Origin of the sequence: Acidiferrobacter sp. SPIII_3 (assembly GCF_003184265.1) — a bacterium.
GTDB lineage: Bacteria > Pseudomonadota > Gammaproteobacteria > Acidiferrobacterales > Acidiferrobacteraceae > Acidiferrobacter.
Window position 1 is genome coordinate 2353713 of sequence record NZ_CP027663.1, and the last position, 22930, is coordinate 2376642.

Annotated in this window: 19 protein-coding genes; all 19 read right to left on the bottom strand. The window is 62.9% G+C overall.

The features are described 5' to 3' along the window. Nucleotide 1 precedes the first annotated feature (1 nt). On the bottom strand, nt 2-727 hold the full coding sequence (locus tag C4901_RS18630; protein WP_110137506.1) for an acyltransferase: 726 nt from the start codon (nt 725-727) through the stop codon (nt 2-4). Then, nucleotides 702-1985 (bottom strand): O-antigen ligase, encoded by a 1284-nt coding sequence (locus C4901_RS11850; RefSeq protein WP_110137507.1) that lies wholly within the window; start codon nt 1983-1985, stop codon nt 702-704. The genes C4901_RS18630 and C4901_RS11850 overlap by 26 nt, the downstream gene beginning before the upstream one ends. A 21-nt stretch (nt 1986-2006) precedes the next feature. Beyond that, nucleotides 2007-3377 (bottom strand): lipopolysaccharide biosynthesis protein, encoded by a 1371-nt coding sequence (locus C4901_RS11855; RefSeq protein WP_110137508.1) that lies wholly within the window; start codon nt 3375-3377, stop codon nt 2007-2009. A gap of 114 nt (nt 3378-3491) precedes the next feature. Then, a complete protein-coding gene (locus C4901_RS11860) occupies nt 3492-4094 on the bottom strand; it encodes a DapH/DapD/GlmU-related protein (protein WP_110137509.1) in 603 nt (200 codons plus the stop codon). Then, complete coding sequence (nadE, locus tag C4901_RS11865) at nt 4079-5077, bottom strand: NAD(+) synthase (RefSeq protein ID WP_110137510.1); 999 nt, start codon at nt 5075-5077, stop codon at nt 4079-4081. The genes C4901_RS11860 and nadE overlap by 16 nt, the downstream gene beginning before the upstream one ends. Nucleotides 5078-5087: 10 nt before the next feature. Continuing rightward, complete coding sequence (locus C4901_RS11870; protein ID WP_110137511.1) at nt 5088-5360, bottom strand: acyl carrier protein; 273 nt, start codon at nt 5358-5360, stop codon at nt 5088-5090. Further along, complete coding sequence (locus C4901_RS11875; RefSeq protein ID WP_110137512.1) at nt 5357-6970, bottom strand: class I adenylate-forming enzyme family protein; 1614 nt, start codon at nt 6968-6970, stop codon at nt 5357-5359. The genes C4901_RS11870 and C4901_RS11875 overlap by 4 nt, the downstream gene beginning before the upstream one ends. Before the next feature lie 12 nt (nt 6971-6982). After that, nucleotides 6983-8956 carry an asparagine synthase (glutamine-hydrolyzing) gene (asnB, locus tag C4901_RS11880; RefSeq protein ID WP_110137513.1) on the bottom strand — a complete coding sequence of 658 codons (1974 nt, stop codon included), beginning with the start codon at nt 8954-8956 and terminating at the stop codon, nt 6983-6985. A gap of 11 nt (nt 8957-8967) precedes the next feature. Then, a complete protein-coding gene (locus C4901_RS11885; RefSeq protein ID WP_110137514.1) occupies nt 8968-10053 on the bottom strand; it encodes an ExeA family protein in 1086 nt (361 codons plus the stop codon). Nucleotides 10054-10055: 2 nt separating this feature from the next. Next, nucleotides 10056-11402, bottom strand: a complete 1347-nt coding sequence (locus tag C4901_RS11890) for a hypothetical protein (RefSeq protein WP_110137515.1) — start codon at nt 11400-11402, stop codon at nt 10056-10058. 49 nt (nt 11403-11451) lie between these two features. Beyond that, a complete protein-coding gene (locus C4901_RS11895; RefSeq protein WP_110137516.1) occupies nt 11452-12252 on the bottom strand; it encodes a hypothetical protein in 801 nt (266 codons plus the stop codon). Between the two features lie 35 nt (nt 12253-12287). After that, nucleotides 12288-13817, bottom strand: a complete 1530-nt coding sequence (locus tag C4901_RS11900) for a hypothetical protein (protein ID WP_110137517.1) — start codon at nt 13815-13817, stop codon at nt 12288-12290. A 30-nt stretch (nt 13818-13847) separates the two neighbouring features. Continuing rightward, complete coding sequence (locus C4901_RS11905) at nt 13848-14474, bottom strand: XrtA/PEP-CTERM system exopolysaccharide export protein (RefSeq protein WP_110137518.1); 627 nt, start codon at nt 14472-14474, stop codon at nt 13848-13850. 103 nt (nt 14475-14577) lie between these two features. Beyond that, entirely contained in the window at nt 14578-16041 is a 1464-nt protein-coding gene (locus tag C4901_RS11910; protein WP_205735976.1) for a TIGR03013 family XrtA/PEP-CTERM system glycosyltransferase, read from the bottom strand. 316 nt (nt 16042-16357) lie between these two features. Then, nucleotides 16358-17416, bottom strand: a complete 1059-nt coding sequence (locus C4901_RS11915; RefSeq protein WP_304529286.1) for a DMT family transporter — start codon at nt 17414-17416, stop codon at nt 16358-16360. A gap of 130 nt (nt 17417-17546) precedes the next feature. Then, entirely contained in the window at nt 17547-18836 is a 1290-nt protein-coding gene (locus C4901_RS11920; protein ID WP_110137520.1) for a replication-associated recombination protein A, read from the bottom strand. Next, nucleotides 18836-19450: an outer membrane lipoprotein chaperone LolA gene (lolA, locus tag C4901_RS11925; protein ID WP_168185708.1), complete on the bottom strand. Its 615-nt coding sequence runs from the start codon at nt 19448-19450 to the stop codon at nt 18836-18838. The genes C4901_RS11920 and lolA overlap by 1 nt, the downstream gene beginning before the upstream one ends. Nucleotides 19451-19452: 2 nt before the next feature. After that, on the bottom strand, nt 19453-21708 hold the full coding sequence (locus C4901_RS11930) for a DNA translocase FtsK (RefSeq protein ID WP_110137522.1): 2256 nt from the start codon (nt 21706-21708) through the stop codon (nt 19453-19455). Between the two features lie 33 nt (nt 21709-21741). Next, nucleotides 21742-22806, bottom strand: coding sequence for an alanine dehydrogenase (ald, locus tag C4901_RS11935; RefSeq protein WP_110138634.1), 1065 nt, complete (start codon nt 22804-22806; stop codon nt 21742-21744). Nucleotides 22807-22930: the final 124 nt, after the last annotated feature.

The following is a 22930-nucleotide window of genomic DNA, read 5'->3' on the forward strand; positions in this document are numbered from 1 at the left end:
GTCACACCTGCCCCGATCGCGCCTGGCGGGATCGACCCGGGGGCCCGGACAGCACACGCGCGGGATTGCCGCCCACCACGCTGTTGGCGGGGACGTTGTCCACCACCACGGCGCCCGCCGCCACGATCGCATTTTCCCCTACAGTCACGCCTTTCAGGATGATCGCGCCCATGCAGATCCAGGCGCCATCTTCGATCACGATCGGCCGGCTGCTCGAGGACTCCGCGGGCAGGCCCGCCGCGCGCTGCATGGGGTCACGGGGATGACTGTCATACGCAAACAGCGAGACCCTGTTCCCTATCAGTACATCGGATCCGATGGTGACATCGGCACCGACCGCTACCGAGAAGTACGACCCGCAATGGCTACGGTCGCCTATGACCAACCGCGGGTTATCGAACACTTTGGCCCCCACCAGCGTCGATGTGCCATGCATCACGACGTTCTCCCCGATCTCCACGGAAAGCCCGCCCCAGATGGCCGGGATACCGTCGAACAGGCACAGGCCGCGCCCGCAGACCTGGCACTGGCGGCGGAACAACGGTTCGTCATAGAGCTTGCGCTTGAGCCAGCCGCCGACATGGCGCCTCGCCACGCGCTCCTTGGCCAAAAAGGCATAGAGCAAAGGCACCTCCGGGACATTCAGGCGCTGCATCCCCTTGTAGCCGCGGTACAGGGCATCGGCCAGCGGTCCCTCACGCCTACGCACCCGGTCGAGATATGACATTCCCTTCCCTCATGACGGTATAGCGGTATACCCGGTCGGCGGCGATGATCGCCCCCATCTGTATGTACAGGATCACGGCATACGCCTCTGACAAGAACGATGCCGTCACGAAGTACGCGAACAGGGCCAACACCAGGGATAGACCGATTCGCGACATGTCCTCGTGGGACCCGTTCTTGCGCAGCCGGTTGGCGGTCTGCATGCCGCGCTTTAACAGGGTCAGGAACACGATTCCACCCAGGATTCCGAGCTCCGCCGTGGCCTCGAGAAGCGCGTTGTGGGCATCCATCCAACGCTCACCGATCACGTCCTCCACGATGTGTCCTTCGGCAATCGGGAAATTGCGCATGCCCACACCGAGGGGATGGGCCTTTATGATCTTCAGGCCACGTTTCCAAATCGCGATACGCCCGGTGCGCGCCGTCAGGTTGTAATCGTTTTGAATGTGTATCAGCGTATTTACGGCATGGTGTACCTTGGGCGGACCGAATTCGTAGGCGCCGACCACGACCGCCAGGGCCAAAAACACGCCGCCCACAATGGCAAGCCCCGCGCGCCGTCCGAACCGTATGTACGTGTACAATATGAGCACCGCCGACAGACCGAGATAGCTGCCGCGCGACACGCTCATGAAGATCGAGAACGCGAGCATGATTCCGGACGCCCACTTGAGCATCTTGCCAACGCCGCTTACCGGCAGGCCGAGCAACATGCCAAAGGCGATCACAGATGTCATCGCGATCTCGTTTTTCCCGAGATGCACGATCGTGATCTTGTGGTCCCCGTAATGCAGGAGAATCGCATCCAGGATCAGGGTATTGATGATGATCGTCCACAGCAGGCGGCGGACGTCCTTCGGAGTCCTGGTGGTCACGATCAGCAACACGATCAAGACCATGTCCTTGAGATAATTACCGAACAAGAAACGCGCGCTCCCGCCCGGCCACACCGCGATCGGTATGGTCATAAGACCCATGACAAATAGCCCTATGTAGGCACGCATGATCGGATGGCTCAAAAGCCCTTCCTTCCAGCCACCACCCTCGAAGAGCAGCGCCAGCACGGAAAGACCAATCATGACCTTGCCGATCTCGAAATGCCCGAGATGCGGAAGATTGCCAATCTTCGCCAAAAACACGAACATGGATGCCAGGGTCAGGCGATGGGCCAGTGGCGTCTCGATGATACGTGCCGTCTCCCAGGGGCGGGGCGCACCGCCCGGCCCTGGTTTCGTTCGCGCTGCTTGCGGCATCAGCATTGTCTATTCCTCCTTGTCGATTCAGCTTTCAACGCGGCCGAGGGCCAGACGCCAGGCACGCGGCACGGACCACAAGCGCAGCATGGCCCCAAGACCCAGATAGGCGATACCCATGAACCATGGCGCGACTGGGAAAAATGCCAGCGCCACGAGATAGGCGACGGCGGCGCGCATCAAAAGATGGGATGGCAAAACATCGATCCCGCGGCGCTTCATATCGAACCGCTGGACCACGGTCAGCACCGTCCAGCGCAGGACCACGGCCCATGCCACGCCGATCAGGCCGAAGGCCCGTGTCAGGAAAAACACAGTCAAGGCATAGAGCGCGAGCGCCACGACCTGTGCACGCATATTGCTCATCGCCGAATCGCGCGCCACGGCGAGGCTCGACTGGACGAGTTCGACGGCCTTCACGAGGATCACCGCGGTGAGCACTGCGAACACAGGGAAGGCCTGCGTGTAATTGCGGTTCAACACCAGCGGCATGAACCACGGCAGGACGGCGGCCGCGGCAAGACCCATAAGCGGCAGGACGGCGAGATTGACGCGCACGATCTCCAACGCCTGGGCGTGACCAGCGCCGTGATCGGCCTGCGAAAAGTGCGACAGCAATACCCGCGAGAGCATATGGACGGGCTTGTTCAGCACATTGAACAAGGTGAGCGCCAGGACATAGATGCCGAGATCCGCAAGACCCAGGATGTGGCGTATCACCAGGCGATCGGCCAGCTCCCCTATGGCGAACACCGAGGACCCTAGAAACACCGGCAGCGCCGTGCCCCAGAACGCCCGTCGCCAGGCGCCGGGCCAGCGCAGTCGCGGCAGTCTGCGGGTCAAGGCATAGGCGATCATGGCCAAAGCGGTGCTATAGGCCCCCAACACCTGACCGAGTATGGGGGCCCAATAGCTGTGATCGGCGAGCAGCAGCACGAATATCCACGCTGAGGTCGCAAGCGACGCGAACACCAGCACCAGCGCCTCGCGTCGCCTCCACAGGCGTGCGCGCGCGGCACTCAAACCGACGCTAAAGACCTGGTAGGCGGGCAGCGCAAACAGTGCCGCGGCCAGGACCTTGAACGACAGGAGGTAAGCCACGCCCGCGGCGACATACAAAAGACCCGAGATGCCGGCCAGCCTCAGCATCATGAACGTGAGGAATTCCCCGTCGTCCACCGCCCCGCTCGCCACCCACTTGACGGTCGCGGGCGCAAGCCCAAAGCTCGACGCGTAGGCGCCAAACAGAAAATACGCCTGAAACAGGCCATAGATCCCAAGGTCGGCGCGCGACATGTCGCGGCTTATGAGGACCGTAAGACCGAAGGTCACGACCGAGGCCGCCACATTGGCGCCGTACAAGGTCCCCGCGTAACGCATGATTTCGCGGAGCGTCACCGGGTCCCCGCTTCGGCATCCCGCCACGCATCATCCGCCTCGACCAGCGTCGCGCCTTGTACCCATAGTCCATTCATCCCAGATCTCCGCCCGTCCGTGGGCTGTGAGCGCGCCCTAACCGGCCGCGGCTTCGGCCTTATCCGCATAGCGCAGGAATCGCGCCGGATTGCCGATCGCCGTCGCACCGCTCGGCATAGCCTTGGTGACCACGCTCCCGGCCGAAACGATGCACTGACTACCGACATCGGCCATGATCAGCGATCCCTCGCCAAGCCAGCTCCCATCGCCGATCCGAACCGGCTCCAGATGCAGGTTGTTGGCGCGAAAGTCACGCCCGCGCCGGCCGCCTCCATGCTGATACTTGCCGCTCAATACCGACACCCGGCTCGCCACCATGACCCCGTCGCCCAGGCGCGCCGTTCCTATGATGGTAAAGCTTCCGATACCTACCCCCTTTCCGACCTCCGCCTCGGGATGGGAAAAAAAAGAGCCAAACCCGACCGCCAGATCGTAGTGGCACACCTTGAGCGTCTTCATGTAAAACGATGCCCGGAGAAATTGGCCGATGCGTCCCGGCCACAGGCTCAAGAGCTTCGCCGACACATCGAAGGCCCGCTCCGAACCCAACAGCCGGTAGGCTAGGACCGACGGTATCCAAAACGGCCATGTGACAAAATGCGCGAGCGATACGGCCACCACCTTCACTTCGTATCGCATGACGTTTCTATGTCCCCCATGAGGACCGGGGCCTCATGCAAGTAGCGTGTCGTCCGGCGCTTGGCCTCGATATCGGCATAGATGCGCGCCGCCGCTACTCGGTCCAGACCCAGGGTGACAGCAAGTTCGGCGGCGCTGCGGCCCGCATCCCGGTAGGCGAGCGCCACGTCGAGCTGCGCGTAAGGTAATGCGAAATAGAAATCCTCCTGTTCCTGGGGCAGGCTGTAGGTATCGCTCGTCGGGATCGATTCCACGATTTCACGCGGCAGGCACATATGCCGGGCAAGCCCATAGACCTGGGTCTTATAGAGGTGTGCTATGGGCTTGATGTCGGCCGCGCCATCCCCGTTCTTTACAAAAAACCCCTGATCGTACTCGAGCCTGTTGGGGGTGCCAACGACCACATAGTTGAGTCGGTCCGCATGATGATATTCGACATTCTTGCGGATCCGTTGCTTGAAATTGGTCGCCGCCACAATCGCGAGATATTCCCTGAGGCCCAGGCGCCGCTCGATGCGCTCACCATCGGGTCCGGCTACGATGACATGAAAATGGTTGAATTGCCCGGACAGGCCGCCTGCGATCACAAGCTTGTTACGCCACCCGTCACGATACTCCGGCACCACGGCGCGAACCGCGGCGTCGCGTCGCTCATAGCAGTCGAGCGCCACAAGCGCCTCGGTGATGTCCTTGCGTTCATAGGGCACGCCAAGCATGTCCACCACCTGCATGGCGAGCCGTTCGGAATTAGCTGAGGACTCACGTTCGGGTAGCAACAACGCGAGCACGCGATGCGGCCCCAGGGCATGCGCGGCCAGCGCGCAGCATACCGCGCTATCCACGCCCCCCGATACGGCCACCACCGCGCCGCGCCTGCGAAACCGCACCACGGTCTCCTTGAACCGCTTTGCGATCGCCTCTATCTCCCGATCGTAGTCGAGCGCGAGCAGTGCGCTTCCATCGAGTTCCTTGGCCGGTTCCATTGGGCGACTCCTAAGCGGTCATGGACGACGCCCGACGGAACGTCTTGCGCGTAATGAACTGCTCGATCGCGTCCAGACTGTCGAGGTTCTCCGGGGTCATTTCCGCGTCCTCGACCCGTATTCCATAACGTTCCTCAAGAAAGGCGATGAGCTCGATCACCCCTGTCGAATCTATGATTCCGAGATCCAGAAACGAGGCGTCATCGGTGAGCGCCGTGTCCTTCAGGCCCATGAGAAAATTCTCCGAAATGTAATCCTTGACGCAATCCCTTACGCTTGTCATCGCACGTGCTCCCGCTCTTCCTTAAGAGGTTGTTTTCCCATTGCCACAACTGCGTCCGCCCGATCTCCCGCCTTGGCACGCGCCGCCGCGGCAAGGCCGGTCTTACGGATCTTCCCGGTGTCCGTCTTGGGTAATGCAGACACGATGTGCACGACTTTTGGCACCATGTAACTCTCCAGATACTCATGGCAGTGCCGCACGATATCCCGCTCCGTGACTCGCGCATTAGCGTCGACCGCCACAAAGGCATGGACGGCCTGACCCAGGACCTCGTCATCCACGCCTATGACCGCTGCTTCGCGGATCGCCGGCATGGCATACAGGACGTTCTCCACCTCCTTTGGACTCACCTTCTCGCCGCGACTCTTTATGATGTCGTCCGATCGCCCCACGAAGTAGAGATAGCCATCCTCGTCCATGTGAAACACGTCCCCCGTGTGCAGAACCCGTTCGCCCGGATAAGGGCCGGGTTTCAAACGCTGCGCCGTCTCCTCGGGACGCCGCCAATAACCGCGCATGACATGACTGCCGCGCACCACGAGCTCCCCCACGGAACCCGGCGGCAAACGCCGGCCATCGGCATCGATCAGGTAGACCTCCTGATTGGGCATGCCCCGACCGACACTGGTGGGTCGGCTCTCGAGCTCTTCTGGCGCCAGGTAGGTCACGCGCTTACACTCGGTCAGGCCGTACATGGAAAAGATGCGGGCCACAGGGAAACGCGCCTTCAGTCGCTTGATATGTCCGGGCGGGAGGCTCGCTGCGGTATTGGTGATCGTACGCACGGCCCTCCAGTCATAGGCATCCAACATGCCCTCGCGCCCGAGCAGCAGGGAAAATATGGTCGGGACACCTGGGAATACCGTGACCCGCTCCTGCGCCATAACCTTCACGACCGCCGCCGGAAACGCGAACGACCTCTCCAGGATCACGCAAGCCCCGACCATGAACCCCATCAAGACCTGATAGAGCCCGTAGTCGAAGGCAAGAGGCAGGCAGCACAAAATGCGATCGGCCGCCGTAAGGCCAAGATAGCCTGACACCGATCGCGCCGCGCTCAGCATGTTGTGATGCGTCACCATCACGCCCTTGGGTGCGCCCGTGGAGCCCGATGTATAGATGATCGCGGCGAGATCCTGATCGATCGTGGCCACCGCCGGGCATGGACCGATGGACGCCGCCTCGTCCAGTATGCGCGCGCCGCGCCTTGTGTCGCGTTCATCGCCGCCATTTACGATCACCACAGGCGGCCGGTAAGTCTCCCAGGCGGTTTCGTAGACCGGCCGCAGGTGGCCATCGCCTATGAAGGCAGAGGCCTCGGCATCCGCGAGAATGAATCCAAGCTTATCGGACTTTGTAAGCGGATTGACCGGTACCATCACCGCGCCCGCCTTCAAGGTCGCATAAAGGGCGACGACCGCCGCCACCGAATTGTCCATGAATACCACGACACGATCGCCACGCGCCACGCCGTCTTTTGTCAAAGACGCCGCCAGCGCCTCGCTACGTCGGTCGATTTCACGATAACTCACCCGCGTGCCCGCCGATACCAGCGCCTGTGCGTCCGGATTCTCCACGGCCCTACTTACAAACGCATCCTGCAGCAGCATCCCTGCTCCCATTTATCCTGCCAACACATTTGGTAACTCATCCACCATGAGCACCCCGGAGGCGTCACGCTCCACGAACTGCTCGTGAAGAAGCATGGTGGAATAAATGCCAACAAAGGCCATGTTGTCGGCGAAGCCTATCGCTTTCCCCTGGCGGCACTTCTCGAACAGCTTACCGGCGGCCTCAGCATCGAAGTATCCGACTTCCAGCAGTCGCTTTTTTTCAAAAGCGCGTGCCACGCCTTCATCGGGAATCCCCTTGCGGAAAAAGCTTGCGCTGTCGGGGGCCCGGTATGGCTGCTTGGGCCGGTCGCAGACGGCATCGGGTATACGGCCGCGCCCCAGGTGCTTTAGGATGTATTTCTCCTTCAAGCCCAGGAGCTTGTAGCGTGATGGCAGGCGATTGGCGTACTCAATGACCTTGGTATCAAGAAACGGCACGCGCGTCTCGACACTATTGGCGAGCGCTACCCGGTCCCCTTGCGAGCTAAGAAGATAGCCAGACAACAGCGTACGCGCCTCGATGCATTGGTCGACGCACAGGGCATCCCAGGCCTCGTGATTGGCTGGCAACAAGGCCCGCCCCTCCTCCACATAGTCAAAATCCATGGCCGCCCTCAGATCGGGATGGAGGAATTGCAGGCTGCGCCGCGTTGTCTGCCACCGCGGCCAGTGGCCGAAACCCGGATATCCGGCCCGATCGAGCCCCTGCCCGAAGAACTTTTGCGCATAGGCTGAAGACGCCGCCGGATGGGCGCTAAGGTAGGGATAGAGGCGCGCGAGGAGCGCAGGCCGCATACGCGATTGCGGCACGCGTGCCCAGAAGCGGCGCACGCGCGCCTCGCGAAAGATATCATAACCGGCCAGCGTCTCATCGGCCCCTTCTCCCGTGAGCACGACCTTGATGCCGGCCTCATGTACATGGCGCGACAACAGCATCATGGGAACGGGCGCCGTGCGCAATATCGGGCTCTCGGCATGCCATACGGTGCGTGCGAATGCCTGCGCAATATCCCTGGTGGTCACGGTGACCTCGGTGTGACGCGTGCCATGGCGGTCCGCGACCGCGCGCTGGTAGCCTCCTTCGTCAAACTCCCGATCCGCGAAACGTAGAGAAAAGGTTGGTGGCGGGGCCTCCAGGATCTGCGTCATGTACGCGACGATCATGGCGGAGTCTATGCCGCCGCTCACATAAGCGCCGACCGGCACGTCGGAACGTACCTGGCGCGCGACCGCCGCCTGCAGGGTCTCATCCAGACCGGCTAGACATTCCTCGAAGCTGCGTCCGTCAGAGGCCGTGCGCCGCGCGAATTCCCAATCCCAGTAGCGATGCTGCCTTTGGCGGCCGTCCGCGTCGAATACCACGACACATCCCGGGCGCACGCTCTGCACGCCGGAAAACACGCTACCTGGTTCGGGCACGCCCCAATAGGTAAAGACCCGCGCCACGCCGCCCCAATCGAGTGCGCGCGGGATATCCGGACAGGCAAATAGCGCCTTTACCTCGGAGGCAAAATACAGGCGCGCGGCCGCACGATGAAAAAAAAGCGGACGTATGCCCACCCGGTCGCGCGCCAGGACCAACCTTCGGCGCCTGACATCCCAGAGCGCGATGGCGAACTGCCCGTTCAGGTGGCGGGGGAAATCGTCGCCATACTCCTCGTAGAGATGCACGATGACCTCGGTGTCGCTGTGCGTCGAAAACGCATGCCCGCGCTTTTTGAGGAGCCGCCGCAACTCGATGTAATTGAATATCTCGCCATTGAACGTCACCCACACGCCCCGATCCTCGTTTGCCAGCGGCTGGGTACCGCCGGCAATATCGATGATGCTAAGCCGCGCATGTCCGAGACAGCAGTGGCCATCGATGTAACACCCCTGGCCGTCCGGACCACGATGGTGGATGCGTCCCACCATGCCGTCCACCTCCGCCGCCGCCGGCGGCTTTCCGCCCGAAAAGGCCACTATTCCCGCGATACCGCACATACATCGCCCTCTCAAGCGTGGTGGTTGGCCTGAAGCTTCTCCATCTCAGCACTGACCTGCTTCAGGAATTGCTGGATCTGATTATCGCTTACCCTAAGCGATATCCGGTTGCGCCGCTGAAGGATGGTCACCACGCTTTTCAACAGCGTCTCTATGCCATCCAGACGCGGCTCCATGGAGGCCACGGCCTCCGCGAGTTCCTTCAGGTCGCGATCGCGGGTGCCGGGGGCGCCGTCGAAAACCATGGACGGCATTGACCGTGACGCCTGACGCGAACGGGCACTAAACGGCTTCCATTGAAGCTCGAGCACCGCGGATTTCACGGTGGCCTCATCAACGCCCGCGCTGTCGTCGGCGAAGGCACAGGTCAGCGCCGTGTCGCACAGGGTGTTGATGAGCCGCGGTATTCCGCCCGTGTACTCATAAATGGCCGGAATCGCATCACGTGCAAACAGCGCCTCGGGGTTTGCGGCACCGGCTATGCGCAGCCTGTGGTAGACATAGTCTGCGGCCTCGGCCTCCGTGAGCGCCGCGATATGAAAACGCAGGCGCACCCGCTGCGTAAGCTGCTCAAGCCCAGGCGCATCGAGGGTCTCGTTCAGCTCGGGCTGGCCTACCAGGATGACATGGAGGATCTTTTGCTTTTCGGTTTCCAGGCCCGACATCATGCGGATCTCCTCCAAGACCCGTCTGTTCAAGTTCTGGGCCTCGTCCACGATGAGCACAAGCTGCTTTCTTTTCAGGAAGCTTTCGACAAGAAACGACGACAGCATGTCCATGAGCTCGACCTTGCCGGCATTGAACGGGTTCAGTCCGAACTCGACGAGCACCGCCTGCAGAAACTGGGTCTCATCCAGCTGCGTCTGAAAGATCTTCGCCACGACCACATTGTCGTCGAACTCCGACAAAAGCTTCCTTATGAGCGTCGTTTTCCCGGCCCCCACTTCGCCCGTTATGACAACGAAACCGTCGCGATTGCGGATGCTGTAGTCCATATAGGCCTTGGCCCGCGAGTGCGCCGCGCTCATGTACAGGAAATCCGAATCCGGCGTGATCTGGAACGGATGCTCCTTCAGATGAAAATGATCGAGATACATGGCTAATAGAAGATCGCGTTGGTGTAATGAACGAAAGGATCCGTCCGCATGCGATTGGGGTTCGTGAGATACGATATGCCCACGATCGCCCGCCACTCGGTATAGGAAAGCACGGAATCCGTGCTTATACCCCGATCGTACATCCCCTCTAGGCTTACGCTCAGATCCGGGGACAGGCGATAGCGGACACGCATCCCACCACCGTAATCGCGCGTATTGGCGTTGTAGTTGAAATAGTGGACCTTGACGTAGTCGCCGAACACGGAATCTGTCAGCCGGTCGGAAAAGTCATAGCCGATATTGAACACGCCCCCTTCGAGCTGCTGACTCAGGGTGGCGGTCAAATAGTGGAGATGCTGCCAAAAGGCGGTGACGCGATCGACGCCATAGGCGCGGCGGTACTCATAACCGAGGTTGGCCATGCGCCCGTAATACAGGCCCCCGCCCACGATCTGAGAGGGATTCGTGGCGATCGGCACGATCAGGTTCGATGCCGGTGCCTCCAGCAGCGCGTAGCGGCCGGCATCCCCATAGCTGCGATCGGCTGCCGCCGTGAGCCGCGAACGCGGACCCAGGCGGTCGGTAAGGGCGATACGCGCAAGCGTGCCGCTCAAGACATGGGTCTGTCCGGTCTGCTCAATACGGGTACGCCCCCCTTGGGCGCTGATCCCGACACCGTCAATGCGCGTATCGATGCCCAAGAACACGTCCTGGCGCCGATAATCCGGATTCACGAGGGTGTTGTTATAGCGCACTATCGACGGAACGTAGTTTATAGACGCCCTAGTGGTGCGTGAAAACGCATGCACGAAGCGTGTCTCCGCCAACCAGCGATAGTTGCTGGTGGAATAGGTCGGCGGAATGGTCGACGGCTCCTTCTGGTAATAGAAGTTGCGGTAACGCAAATTGATCTTGAATGCATCTATTGGGTCGACATACCACGAGAAATTCGGACCCGCCGAGAACGCGTTCGTGTTCTGTAGATTCGTCGGCGTCATTACAAACCGCGGATCTATGGGCGCCTGCGTGAAGATGTCGCGTTCCGACAGACTAAACACCTTCGGCAGGACGATGTAGTGAGTAAGAGAGTTGACGCCGAACAACACATCGTTCCCATAGGTCCCGCGCGTGAATACACGCCCCATCGCCTCCAGATCGAGATGGGTATCGAGCCGCCGGCTGTGCTTTTGATAGGAAAAGAGCCCGCGGAACACGTTGATGTACTCGTTTTGCCTGTTGGTATTGGATCTGTATATGTTGTTGGTATAAATGCCGTTATAGCCGAGCCCATACTCGATGTGGGCGGCGTGCGCCCTTATGGACACCGCCATAAGGGCGCACGATCCCATGCCCAGCACCCTTGCGATGTGGGTATATTGTTTGGATTTACGCACGCTGTTAATTCCAGATGACGCGACGCGGCTGCGGCTCGTCGTTGAAGACGACCCCCAGGAACTTTTGTTCGTCGATCCCCTTGGCGGCACCCCAGATCTGCGACTCCGTCACCTTGCCGTAAGGCACGACCAGCAGCACGAAGTCGGCGATCTCGGCCAGCACGGAGGCGTCAGCGGACTCTGCCGGGGAGGCCGCGTCAAGGACGATATAGCGATCCGGGTAGCGGTCCCGCAAGTGCGCTATCAGATCGCGCATGCGCCGTGAGTCAAGATGCTCGGTTCCGGCATCACTCTTGCGACCGGCCGGGATCAAGCGAAAGCGAGGCAGTCCTCCTTCGTGTATGATCTGGTTCACCTCGACATCCTCGGCCTCAAGATAGTCGGTCAGTCCGTAGTGGATATCGCCGCCCACAAGGCGATCCTGCTGAGGGTCGCGCAAGCGGCAATCGATCAACAACGCGGTCTTGCTCTCATCGAACGCAAACGCCGCGGCGAGATTCAAGGCCACGAAGCTTGCACCGCCGTCTGGCACCACGGATGTCACGAGAACAACGCAGTTTCTTGGACCCGCGTTCTGCAGGATGTGGGTCCGCATCTGCCGGAACGATTCCACCACTCGGGCATCCTCCATTTCTTGGTAGATGATCTTGGCCTCGCTCAGATCGGAGCGCTCCATCTGAAATTTCTGCGACATCCGCGGGATCTGGGCAGTGTAGGCCGCGATATCCTTGGCGCTCAGGATGAGCGGCCTTTCCTGGGCGGCTGCGGAGGCGGTGGTCGGCGTCGGCTGCGCGACGTCGTCCATGGCACGGGCCTTCTGTAATGCTTTTTCGACTTTGCTCATAGTGTTCTACCTGAAAGGACGATGCTGACGGCAATGAATAAAACGCTGAACATAAGGACGCCAAGCCAATGGACGCTGCGGCGGGCCGATAATGCCTCACTTGGTGCATAGAGGTGTGGTACCACCGCAAGCAACGGCAGATTGAGGGTCTCCGGTATGACCGCCTCGGCGCGCACCCGGGCATCCATCTGACTACGGCCATAGAGCAGGCCGAAAGGCAGGATGAGGCCAAGGACGATTCCACCAATGACAAATAGCGGGAACGGGGGTCCTATCGGCTCTATCGGGCGCGTCGCCGGCTCATAGACGCGAAACGAGAGGGCCTGCTGCTCCTTGTTCAGGTTAAGCGACACCCGGGCCTGTTCGCGGCGCTTCAGAAGGCCATTCAAGGTCTGGCGATTTGCGGCATAATTGCGCAGCAGCGTGGACACCGCAGATGACCCTTGAGAGGCGTGCAAGGCCTTCATCTGCGTACGCAGGAGGGTCTGGGACTCCGTGGTCTCGGCCTGCAGGGTGGCGACGCGCGCCTGGGTCTCGTCTAGCTCGTGCTCGAGCTTGCGGAAGAAGCGGCCCGACCCGACCGCGAAGGCAAACGGCTGCTGGCCGGGATGCAGGGCCTTTTCGCGGGCCGTAAGGTGGGCGAGCTTGGCGCGCAGGCCGTGGATCTCGGACCTGAGTGTCTTGATACCGGGGTAGGTCCGGCGGTAATAGAGCTGCAGCTTTTGCAGGCGGGCCTCGTCTGCGATCAGACGCGAGCGATCCAGGCCTTCCCGAGCAATGATCGAGTTCGTCCGGCCGTGGCCTGTGAGCTCATGCTCCAGGGCCCGCACGCGCCCCTCATCCTCTTTGAGCTCGATGCGGCCCTTGTCGTAGGCCATGCGCAGATGGGCGATACGCCGCCTTTCGTAGCGCGCGAACGTATGGTCGGCATCGAGGGTATTGGCCTTTAGTTTCCTGATCTCCGCGCCTTCGCGGGCCAGGCGATGGCGATAGTTTGCGACCTCCTGATTCAGGAAGGTATAGGCGCCCTGCGCCTGCTGCAAGGCCGCCTGGCGGTCTTGCCCGATGAACTGGGCGACGACCGCCTGGGTCAAGTGGTAGGCGCGCAGGGGATCGGTGTCCTTGAACGACACGCTTATGAGATTCTTGCCAAGGTCCATGACCGAGGCATTGCTACGCACGGACGCCAATATCCCGGCCTTTTTGTGGGGTGACATGGACTTCTTCAAGAACCCCGCCTTGGCCATGGCCGGCATGAGGATCTCGCGGCTCGTGATGAGGTCCTGAGCGATCTTGGCGCGCTGCTGGCCGACATCGGGCTGGTAGGCCGCCCCCTTGATGAGCGGCGCTATAAGGCGCTTGTTGTTGACGAGAATCAGGGACGTGGATTTGTAGGCGCGCGGCCATAACAGTCCCGCGACTGTGGCCAGCGCCGTCACCGCGATGAATGTGCCGGCGACGAAGCGGCGGTGCGAGAATGCCTCCTTGCCGAGGATATGAGCGTTCTGCTCGAATGTCAGTCTCATACGTTGTCCTTAAGGTTTCAGATGCGTGACTTAGAGGAGGCGCTCGGGGACCGTGATGATGTCCCCGGGCCGGAGCCGATAGTTGGTACCAAGCCGTCCTTCACTCAATATGTTGCCGAGCCGCACATGTATGACCCGCTCGGAATGGCCTACGACGCGATGGATCTCGGTGTCATTGGCGGCCGCAAAGGTATTGATACCGCCGGCGTCCAAGACCGCGTCCAGTACGGTCATGCCGGGTTCGTAGCGTAGCGATGCCGGATGCTCGACGGCACCGGTCACACGGATCCTGTCCTGGTAACTGTCCTGAACGACATGCGTGACGATGACTGTCACTTGTGGGTCGCGCACATAGTAGGCGAGCTTGGTCTTTATGGTCCGGGCGACACCCGAGGCGGTGTGGCCGGCAACCGACACGGAGCCTATGAGCGGCATGGAGATACGCCCATCCGGGCGCACCGGGACCGTCTCCGAGAGCCGTTTGTTGTGCCACACGGAGATCTTGATGACGTCGGCAACCGCCAGACGGTAATGGGGAATGCGCGCATGGGCGGTGGCCGTCATGCGCGGGGCCCCGCCCGCCGTCGACATCGGGGCCTGCGCGCAAGCACTCAAACCCGCCAGCGCGAGAGTGGCGACTAATAGCTTTGGCTTCATCTGTTCCATCCTTGGCTGCATCTTCCTTGTGAGGGCCATTCAACCTTATCGCGGCGGGCTCATCCCTTATATCCGACCAAGGTCCGCCCGCGAGACCTGATATCTAGCGTGCACCGTCCTGGAAAATCACGACCTGTATCGTCTGGAAGAGAATGATCAGATCCAGAAACAGGGTGTTGTTCTTGACGTAGTAGAGGTCATACTTCAGCTTTTCTATGGCATCTTCCACCGAGGCGCCATAGGGGTAGCGTACCTGCGCCCAGCCCGTGATGCCGGGCTTTATGGTGTGGCGATAACCGTAATAGGGGATGTCGCGCGCGAGCTTGTCGACGAAAAACGGGCGTTCGGGACGAGGCCCGACGAAACTCATGTCGCCGCGCAGGACGTTGAATACCTGGGGCAGTTCGTCGATACGCACCTTGCGGATAAAGGCCCCGATGCGCGTCACGCGGCTGTCGTTGTGGCTGGCCCACTGGGGTGTGCCGTCGGTTTCGGCATTGACGCGCATGCTGCGGAACTTGAACAACGGAAACACGCATCCGGCCTGGCCGACCCGATCCTGCCGGTAGAGCACCGGGCCATTATCCTCGAACTTAACCAGGACCGCCGTGATCACCATGATCGGCAGGCACACGATCAACAGGGCGATACTGGCGGCGACGTCAAAGACACGCTTGATCCAGGCCTTCAGGACCCCCTGCTCGAAACCGTCGGCGAATACGAGCCAACTCGTGTTGAGCGACTCCAATTCGATCCGCCCGCTCTCGCGCTCGAAAAATGTCGTGAGATCCATGACACGCGTTCCGGCAAGCTTGCACTCGAGCAATTCGTTGACCGGCAAGGTCTGTCTGCGATCACGATTCCCGACCACAATCTCGGTGACACGATGACTGCGGGCGATGGCAACGAGCGGCTGATCGCGGCGCAATACCAGCGGGCCATCCATGTCTTCCCGCTCACCACAGGGCATGAAACCCACAACCTGGAAACCAGGGCGCCCCGGACCGCCCTGGGCGAGCGCCTGAATGGCGCGCGCACGCTTACCGGTGCCCAATACCAACACCTGGCGATGGACGGCCGCGCGGCTGGCGACGGCCAGATACAGAAGCCGTGTCAGTACCGTCCCGCACAGGGCCACGAGTACCACCGAGGCCAGCACCGCCGGCGGCAGCACCAGCGAAGGCAGGATGGGCAACAGCGTGCAAAAGACCAGAAAACCCAGGGAGAGGCTCACGATGAGGCGCGGGAAATAGCCCCACTGCCCCTCCTTGAGTTCGCGCTGATAGAGGCCGAACGCGGTCATGACGACCCACATGACGACCACGAAGAGCAGCGCCCTGCCAGAGGTCGCGGCGAGATGGGTCCGTGTCGCCAATCCGCCGTAGCGGACCTGGGCGCCCAAATACAGCGCGCCCCACAAGACCAACACCTCGGAAAGCCCCAGGATCACGAGACCCTTGGGCAGATAATGCCGGAAGATGCGAATCACGTTACGTCCCTGTAACAGCTCAGCATGCCGCCATTTAGCGGTGCCGGCCGTCGCAAGACAATCCGACCTTTCGGCCACCGCAACCCACCCTGCTTGATCGCGCGTCGGACATGCCAAGACCCGGCGATCGACCCTCACCGACGCCCCGAAACCCCCGGAAACCCGGACGCCGCGTGATCGCGTCGACCGCTAATAGCCTTCGGACCGTGGCGCATCTCCGCCATCGCCGGTGCCTGGAAGAGGACTGCCCCTGTGGAATACCGCCCACCGCTCGCTGCCGCCATCGATGCGGCGACACCCGATGTCCTTCCTGATGGCGCCGCGGGAAGCGGTCGCGCGGCCATACCAGTGGCCATGAGCGCGGACGCGCGGGCGGCGCGGACCTTGTCAGTGGCTAATGACCGTGCCGATGATGAATATCCGGATAATGGCAATGATCATGCACCAGCGGTTCATGGACGTGGCGGTGGACATGCGGTTCACGGCTGTCCCAAGGAAAATCATGCGCATGCTGGTGGTGGACATCGTGCACATGGCGGTGACTATGCACCAGGGTCTCATGGCGGTGGATGTGGGCGTGGCGCTCGGCGAGGTGCAACCATAAACCCGCCACCATGAGGCCGGCCGCCACCCAGAATACCGCGCTCGCGTTCTCATGCAGCCACAACAAGGCGATGACCGCGCCGACGAACGGCGCCGCGGAAAAGTAGGCGCTCGTACGCGCTGTCCCGATATGCCGCAATGCCGTGACGAATAATGCCAGGCTGACACCATAACCCAGGAACCCCACCAGACCCGCGGCCGCCCCGGTGGAAAACGAAGGAAAGGGCTCCCCGAGCAGCAGGGCCACGGCGGTATTCACGCTACCCGCCGCCACACCCTTGACGGCCGCGATCGCAACCGGATCGCCGACCGATACCCGTCGCGTGAGATTATTGTCCAAAGCCCAGCACAGGCATGCCCCCATGACCGCCAATGGACCCAGGATCGATGCCGGACGGGTGTAAGCCTGCCCGGTCAGCAGCGCACCCGCGAGCGCGATCAACACCATGCCCAACACCATGCGTCGATCATGATGTTCATGAAACACAAACCACGCGACGAGCGCCGTGAAGACATTTTCCAGATTGAGCAACAACGAGGCATTGGCGGCGGGCATGCGCGAGAGTCCGAACATCAACAGGATGGGCCCCAAGACACCGCCGAACACGATCGCGCCGGCGAGCCACGGGACATCCTGGCGCTCAATGAGGCCACTCCCGGCATCGCGCGTACGCCGCCACAGCCACACACCCAAGAGACCGGCCCCGGCGCCGAGATAGAGCAGACCCGCGAGCGCCACGGCGGCCACATGCCCGAGCAGGGCCTTGGCAAACGGGGTGCTGGCCCCGAACAAGATGGCGGCCGCAAGCGCGCTCGCAATACCTGGGGCCAGGCGTGACGGGGTATTCAAGGGGCGGTCCTTACGCTATACAACCAAATCATAAAGGCTTGGCGCAGTCCCTTTCCAATGGCGCCCCACACAACCATGTCCACGGCGAGCGCAAAACATGCCACGCGGCCGATGCCAGAACAGCGCCCCATCACCCCCGCCCCTGCTCGCGGTCCCGGGCGCGTAAGCGCGTCAATCGTTCGCGGATGCGGATCTCAAGACCGCGGTCGGTGGGCTCGTAATAGACCGCGGGCGTCATGGCATCGGGGAAATACGAGACGCCGGCGGCGTAGGCCTCGGGCTCGTCGTGCGGATAACGGTACTCGCGCCCGTGGCCCTGGGCCCTCGCAAACGCCGTCGGGGCGTTACGCAGATGCGCGGGTACCGGCCTGGTCCCGTGGGCCTGCACGTCCCCGGTGACCGCCTGGAAGGCCCGGTAAACGGCATTGCTCTTGGGGGCCGAGGCCAGATACACCACCGCCTGGGCGAGCGCCAGATCACCCTCGGGACGGCCCAATCGATCGAAGGCCCGCCAGGCGTCCAGGGCGATGGTCAGCGCCCGCGGATCGGCGTTGCCGATATCCTCGCTCGCCGCGCGCACCAGCCGCCGGGCCACGTAGCGGGGGTCGCAACCCCCGTCGAGGAGCCGTGCCAGCCAATAGAGGGCACCGTCGGGGCTCGAGCCGCGCACCGCCTTGTGCAGCGCCGAGATCTGGTCATAGAGGAGATCCCCGCCCTTGTCGAAGCGCCGGTAGCGGGTACCGGCGGCGCGGCGCACATGCGCCTCGTCGATGCCCGTAGCGTCCGCCTGTCCGGCAAGTTCCGCCGCCATCTCCAGCAACGCGAGTGCGCGGCGCGCATCACCATCGGCAAGCTCCGCGATAAGGGCCAGCGCCGCGTCGGACGCCGTCTGCGCCCGCGCCAGACCCTCGGGCGCCTCCAGGGCACGAGCCAATAGCCGTCGCACATCCGCGGGCGTCAACGGCTCCAGGACATGGAGCCGCACGCGCGACAACAGGGCGGCGGTGAGCGCGAACGCCGGGTTCTCGGTGGTGGCCCCGATCAGGACCACCGCGCCTTCCTCGAGAGGGCGCAGCAAGGCGTCCTGCTGGGCGCGGCTGTAGCGATGGATCTCGTCTATGAAGACGATGAGGCCGCGACCTTGCGCGCGCGCCTCACGCCCCCGCTCCTCGAGATCCTTCAACTCGCGCACACCGCTCGTGAGCGCGCTCAGGATGACGAACTCCCCGCCCGAGGCCTGCGCCAGCAGGCGCGCGAGCGTGGTCTTGCCGCTGCCCGGCGGCCCGTAGAGGATCATGGGATAGGGATGGGCGCGCTCATAGGCGATCTTGAGCGGCGCATCGTCGGCAAGCAGCGATTCCTGCCCGACGAAGTCGGCGAGGGCGCGGGGGCGCAGACGTTCCGCGAGCGGGGTATGCACTACTGATAGACGATCGCCGTGTGCGGTGGCGGCCGGAAGCGAAACGTGGAGGATGGCAGGGCCATGTTCCAATGCAGGTCATGGAGTCGGATATCGGTCGTCTGACCCATCGCATCCCTGACCACGATACGCCGGATACGCACCCCGCGATAAGCGATACGGATCCAGCGAAAGCCCTGACCGTGACCGCGCGGCCGCAAACGAACCCAGCGCAGGCCATCGTGATCCGCAAGCGTCTGCACCGCAAAGAGCCCCGAGAGGTGGCCATCGCCGGCCAACAGCAGCGCGGGGGTCCGACCGAGGGCCGCCGACGCCTTATAGCGCGTCGCCTGCGCAAGCCCTGGGTCGTACAGCCAGACCTGCCGGCCATGGCCCACGATCTGCTCGCGGTACGGCGCCGCATAGTCCCATCGAAATCGCCCCGGACGCTCCAGCCAGACCTGCCCGTGGCCGCGGCTCACCACATGGCCGTGCCGATCGCGCACGATCTGCGTGAACCGCCCATGGAGGGTGTGGACAGTGGCGAAGAATCGCGCGAGGTCGGCGCCCAGCACCGGTGCCGGCATCAACACCGTCCACCACAATACGATCCGCAAAAAACGGCGGCCCATCATCGTCATACCTCCGGTGGGGGCGGCGCGAGCACCTCGCGACTGCCATTGGACTGCAGCGGGCCTACGACGCCGGAGCGCTCCATCTGCTCGATAAGCCGCGCCGCCCGGTTGTAGCCTATGCGCAACCGCCGCTGCACGCCCGACACCGAGGCGCGCCGGGTCTCGGTCACGATACGCAGGGCCTCGTCGTACAAATCGTCAGCCTCACCATCCTCGCTTCCGCCCTCGACCATTCCTTCGCCGGCCTCGTCGGTGGCGAATATGCGCTCGTCATAGACCGGCACCCCGGTCTTTTTCAGGGCCGACACCACCGCATGCACCTCGGCGTCGGCCACGAACGCGCCATGGACACGCTGCGGGAATCCGGTCCCGGCCTGCAGGAACAGCATATCACCATGACCCAACAATTGTTCCGCCCCCATCTGATCCAGGACCGTGCGCGAATCGACCTTGGCGGATACCTGGAAGGCGATACGCGCCGGGATGTTGGCCTTGATGAGGCCAGTGATGACATCGACCGACGGTCTCTGGGTGGCGAGCACCAGGTGGAGCCCCGCGGCGCGCGCCTTCTGCGCCAGACGCGCGATCAGCTCCTCGACCTTCTTGCCCACCACCATCATGAGATCGGCCAACTCGTCTATGACGATCACCACATAGGGCAGCCGGCCCATTTCGCGCACCTCGCCCTCGGGTGCCTGGGGATCATTCAGGATCTCCCCGCGCGCATGCGCCTCGTCATAGCGCTTGTTGTAACCGGCGAGATTGCGGACTCCAAGGGCGGCCATGGCCCGATAGCGACGGTCCATCTCGCCTATGCACCAGCGCAAGGCCTGGGCGGCCTGTTTCATGTCCGTGACCACCGGCGCCAAAAGGTGCGGCAGGCCGTCATAGACCGCAAGCTCAAGCATCTTCGGATCGATCATTATGAGCCGCACATCGGCGGGTGTGGCCTTATATACGAAACTCAATATAAGCGCGTTCAGGCACACCGATTTGCCGGAGCCTGTGGTACCTGCGATCAACAGATGGGGCATGCGCGCAAGATCGGTCACGATCGGCTGGCCGCTGATGTCCTTGCCGAGCGCCAGCGCAAGCGGCGAGGTGATCGCCTCATAAGGGCGAGACGACAGGATCTCGCGCAGCCGCACCACCTCGCGGCGCTCATTGGGGACCTCGATACCGATATAGGTCTTGCCCGGGATGTTCTCGACCACGCGCACGCTCACCACCGACAGGGCGCGCGCCAGATCACGCTGGAGTCCTGTGATCTGGCTGGCCTTGATGCCGGGGGCGGGCTCGATCTCGAAGCGCGTGATGACCGGCCCCGGATGCACGGCCTCGACCTTGACCTCGATATGAAAATCGAGCAGCTTCTTCTCCAGCAGACGCGACATCGCGTGCAGCGACTCCTCGGAAAAACTCGCCTTCTCGCCCGACGGCAGATCGAGCAGCGAGAGCGCCGGAAGGCCCGGATCGGCGGACTCCAGAAAGCTCGTTTGGCGACCGCGGGCGGCACGCACACCCTCGATCGGCTCCACGGCCGGCTCGATACGCGGAGGCGCCGGCCGCCTCAAGGCCTTGCGTCCCTTCTGTACGGTCTCCTCACGCTCCTGGCGCGCCTGCCTGCCACGCCAGCGATCGGCAAGGGTACCAAGGCGCGCCGTGAGACCCGACACCGCACCAAACGCCATGTCGCCCAGGTAATCCATGACCCCGAGCCACGAAATGCCGGTGGCAAGCGTGAACCCGGCCAGGAACACGGCGAGCAGAAACAAGGTCGCCCCAAGCGGATCTATGATCCTCGAGAGCGCACTCGAGGCAAGCCCCCCGAGCAGCCCGCCGGCCTGGAACGGCAGGGACGCCGGTCCCCGGAAGTCGAGGCTCGCGAGACCGCAGGCACCCACGAAGGCCAACGCCACGCCCAGGGCCGCCACCTTGGGAGAATGCCCGGGGGCCGCCACGCGCGGCCGCAACAGGCGCACGCCACCCCACGCGATCAGGATCGGAATCACATAGGCCGGCACGCCGAGCACGGCCAAAAGGCCGTCGGACAACCACGCCCCGGCAAGCCCGCCGGCATTACGCACAGTCCCGTTTCCGCTATGTGACCAGCTGGGATCGCCGGGGTGAAAGGTCGCCAGCGTCACCGCCAGATACAAGGCCGCCGCCAGGATGACAAACAGCAGTGCCTCGCGCACGAGGCGCGAGGCCGCCGGCGCCAGTGCCGCGCGCTCGCGCCTAAACCGCGCCTGACCCATGACCGTCGCCCTGGTAAAGCGCGCTGCCCCGCCTCATGACATCATCGCGGCCGCCACCGCTTCGTGAGTGATGCGGCCCCCGCGTACATTGACTCCACCGGCAAGCCGTGGATCATCGACGCCATGGGTGGCCAGGATCTGCACATAGGGCAGGAGCACCGCCGACAGTGCCTGCGAGGCCGTACGCGGCACCGCCCCCGGCATATTGGTCACCCCGAAATGGACGACGCCTTCCTCGATATAGGTCGGTGCCCCATAATCGGTTGCGTGCATGGTCTCCACGCACCCTCCTTGATCGATGGCAATATCGACGATCACCGCGCCGCGCTGCATGGCGCGTACCATGGGGCGGGTCACGACATGCGGGGCGCGTGCCCCGGCCACGAGCACCGCGCCAATCAAGAGATCGGCCTCGCGCACCGCCGCTGCCACGGTCTCTTCATAGGCCGGCAGGGCCGTGACGTTGGGACCGACCGCCATCATGGCGCTCTGGCGCGCGCGCAGCTTGTCGAACACCGTGACACGCGCGCCAAGCGATGCCGCGACGCGTACCGCATTTCCCCCCGCCTCACCCGCGCCGATGACGACCACATGCCCGCGCTCAGTGCCCGGCAGGCCGCCGAGAAGGATACCGCGACCGCCGCTGCGGGCCTGCAGGAGCTGCGCCCCGATCTGTATGGCCAGCCGTCCGGCGATGTCGCTCATGGGCGCAAGCAAGGGCAGCAGGCCGTCCTGGACCACGGTCTCGAAGGCCACGGCCACGAGCCCTATCCTTTGCAAGGCCTCGGTGAGCGGGCGATTCGCCGCCAGGTGGAGATAGGAAAACAGTATGTGGTCGGCGCGCAGCCGCCCCCACTCCTCGCCAACCGGTTCCTTGACCTTGACAATGAGCTGTGCGGCGCGAAACAGCGCGGACGCATCCGGGACGATGTGCGCGCCGTGCGCGGCATACTCCTCGTCCCGGAAGCCGCTACCGTGGCCGGCCCCCGCCTCCAGGAAGACCTCATGACCCTCGTGAACGAGCACCGCCACCGCATGCGGCACCAAGGCCACCCGCGCCTCCCATGGCTTCACTTCCCGTGGCACCCCTATGCGCATCATTTCCTCCGATCCCTGCCAGTCTAACGGGCTTTGGACGAGCCCGCCACGGCGCGTTGATCCGGGCCGACAAAAGGGGCAGGATGGGCCTATAATACCTGATCGTTGCGACATCCGAGGTCTG

Coding starts and splice junctions, on each gene's coding strand:
- C4901_RS18630 (WP_110137506.1), bottom strand. CDS start 727: ATGTCATATCTCGACCGGGTGCGTAGGCGTGAGGGACCGCTGGCCGAT.
- C4901_RS11850 (WP_110137507.1), bottom strand. CDS start 1,985: ATGCTGATGCCGCAAGCAGCGCGAACGAAACCAGGGCCGGGCGGTGCG.
- C4901_RS11860 (WP_110137509.1), bottom strand. CDS start 4,094: ATGCGATACGAAGTGAAGGTGGTGGCCGTATCGCTCGCGCATTTTGTC.
- nadE (WP_110137510.1), bottom strand. CDS start 5,077: ATGGAACCGGCCAAGGAACTCGATGGAAGCGCACTGCTCGCGCTCGAC.
- C4901_RS11870 (WP_110137511.1), bottom strand. CDS start 5,360: ATGACAAGCGTAAGGGATTGCGTCAAGGATTACATTTCGGAGAATTTT.
- C4901_RS11875 (WP_110137512.1), bottom strand. CDS start 6,970: ATGCTGCTGCAGGATGCGTTTGTAAGTAGGGCCGTGGAGAATCCGGAC.
- asnB (WP_110137513.1), bottom strand. CDS start 8,956: ATGTGCGGTATCGCGGGAATAGTGGCCTTTTCGGGCGGAAAGCCGCCG.
- C4901_RS11885 (WP_110137514.1), bottom strand. CDS start 10,053: ATGTATCTCGATCATTTTCATCTGAAGGAGCATCCGTTCCAGATCACG.
- C4901_RS11890 (WP_110137515.1), bottom strand. CDS start 11,402: ATGGGATCGTGCGCCCTTATGGCGGTGTCCATAAGGGCGCACGCCGCC.
- C4901_RS11895 (WP_110137516.1), bottom strand. CDS start 12,252: ATGGACGACGTCGCGCAGCCGACGCCGACCACCGCCTCCGCAGCCGCC.
- C4901_RS11900 (WP_110137517.1), bottom strand. CDS start 13,817: ATGAGACTGACATTCGAGCAGAACGCTCATATCCTCGGCAAGGAGGCA.
- C4901_RS11905 (WP_110137518.1), bottom strand. CDS start 14,474: ATGAAGCCAAAGCTATTAGTCGCCACTCTCGCGCTGGCGGGTTTGAGT.
- lolA (WP_168185708.1), bottom strand. CDS start 19,450: ATGATGGGCCGCCGTTTTTTGCGGATCGTATTGTGGTGGACGGTGTTG.
- C4901_RS11930 (WP_110137522.1), bottom strand. CDS start 21,708: ATGGGTCAGGCGCGGTTTAGGCGCGAGCGCGCGGCACTGGCGCCGGCG.
- ald (WP_110138634.1), bottom strand. CDS start 22,806: ATGCGCATAGGGGTGCCACGGGAAGTGAAGCCATGGGAGGCGCGGGTG.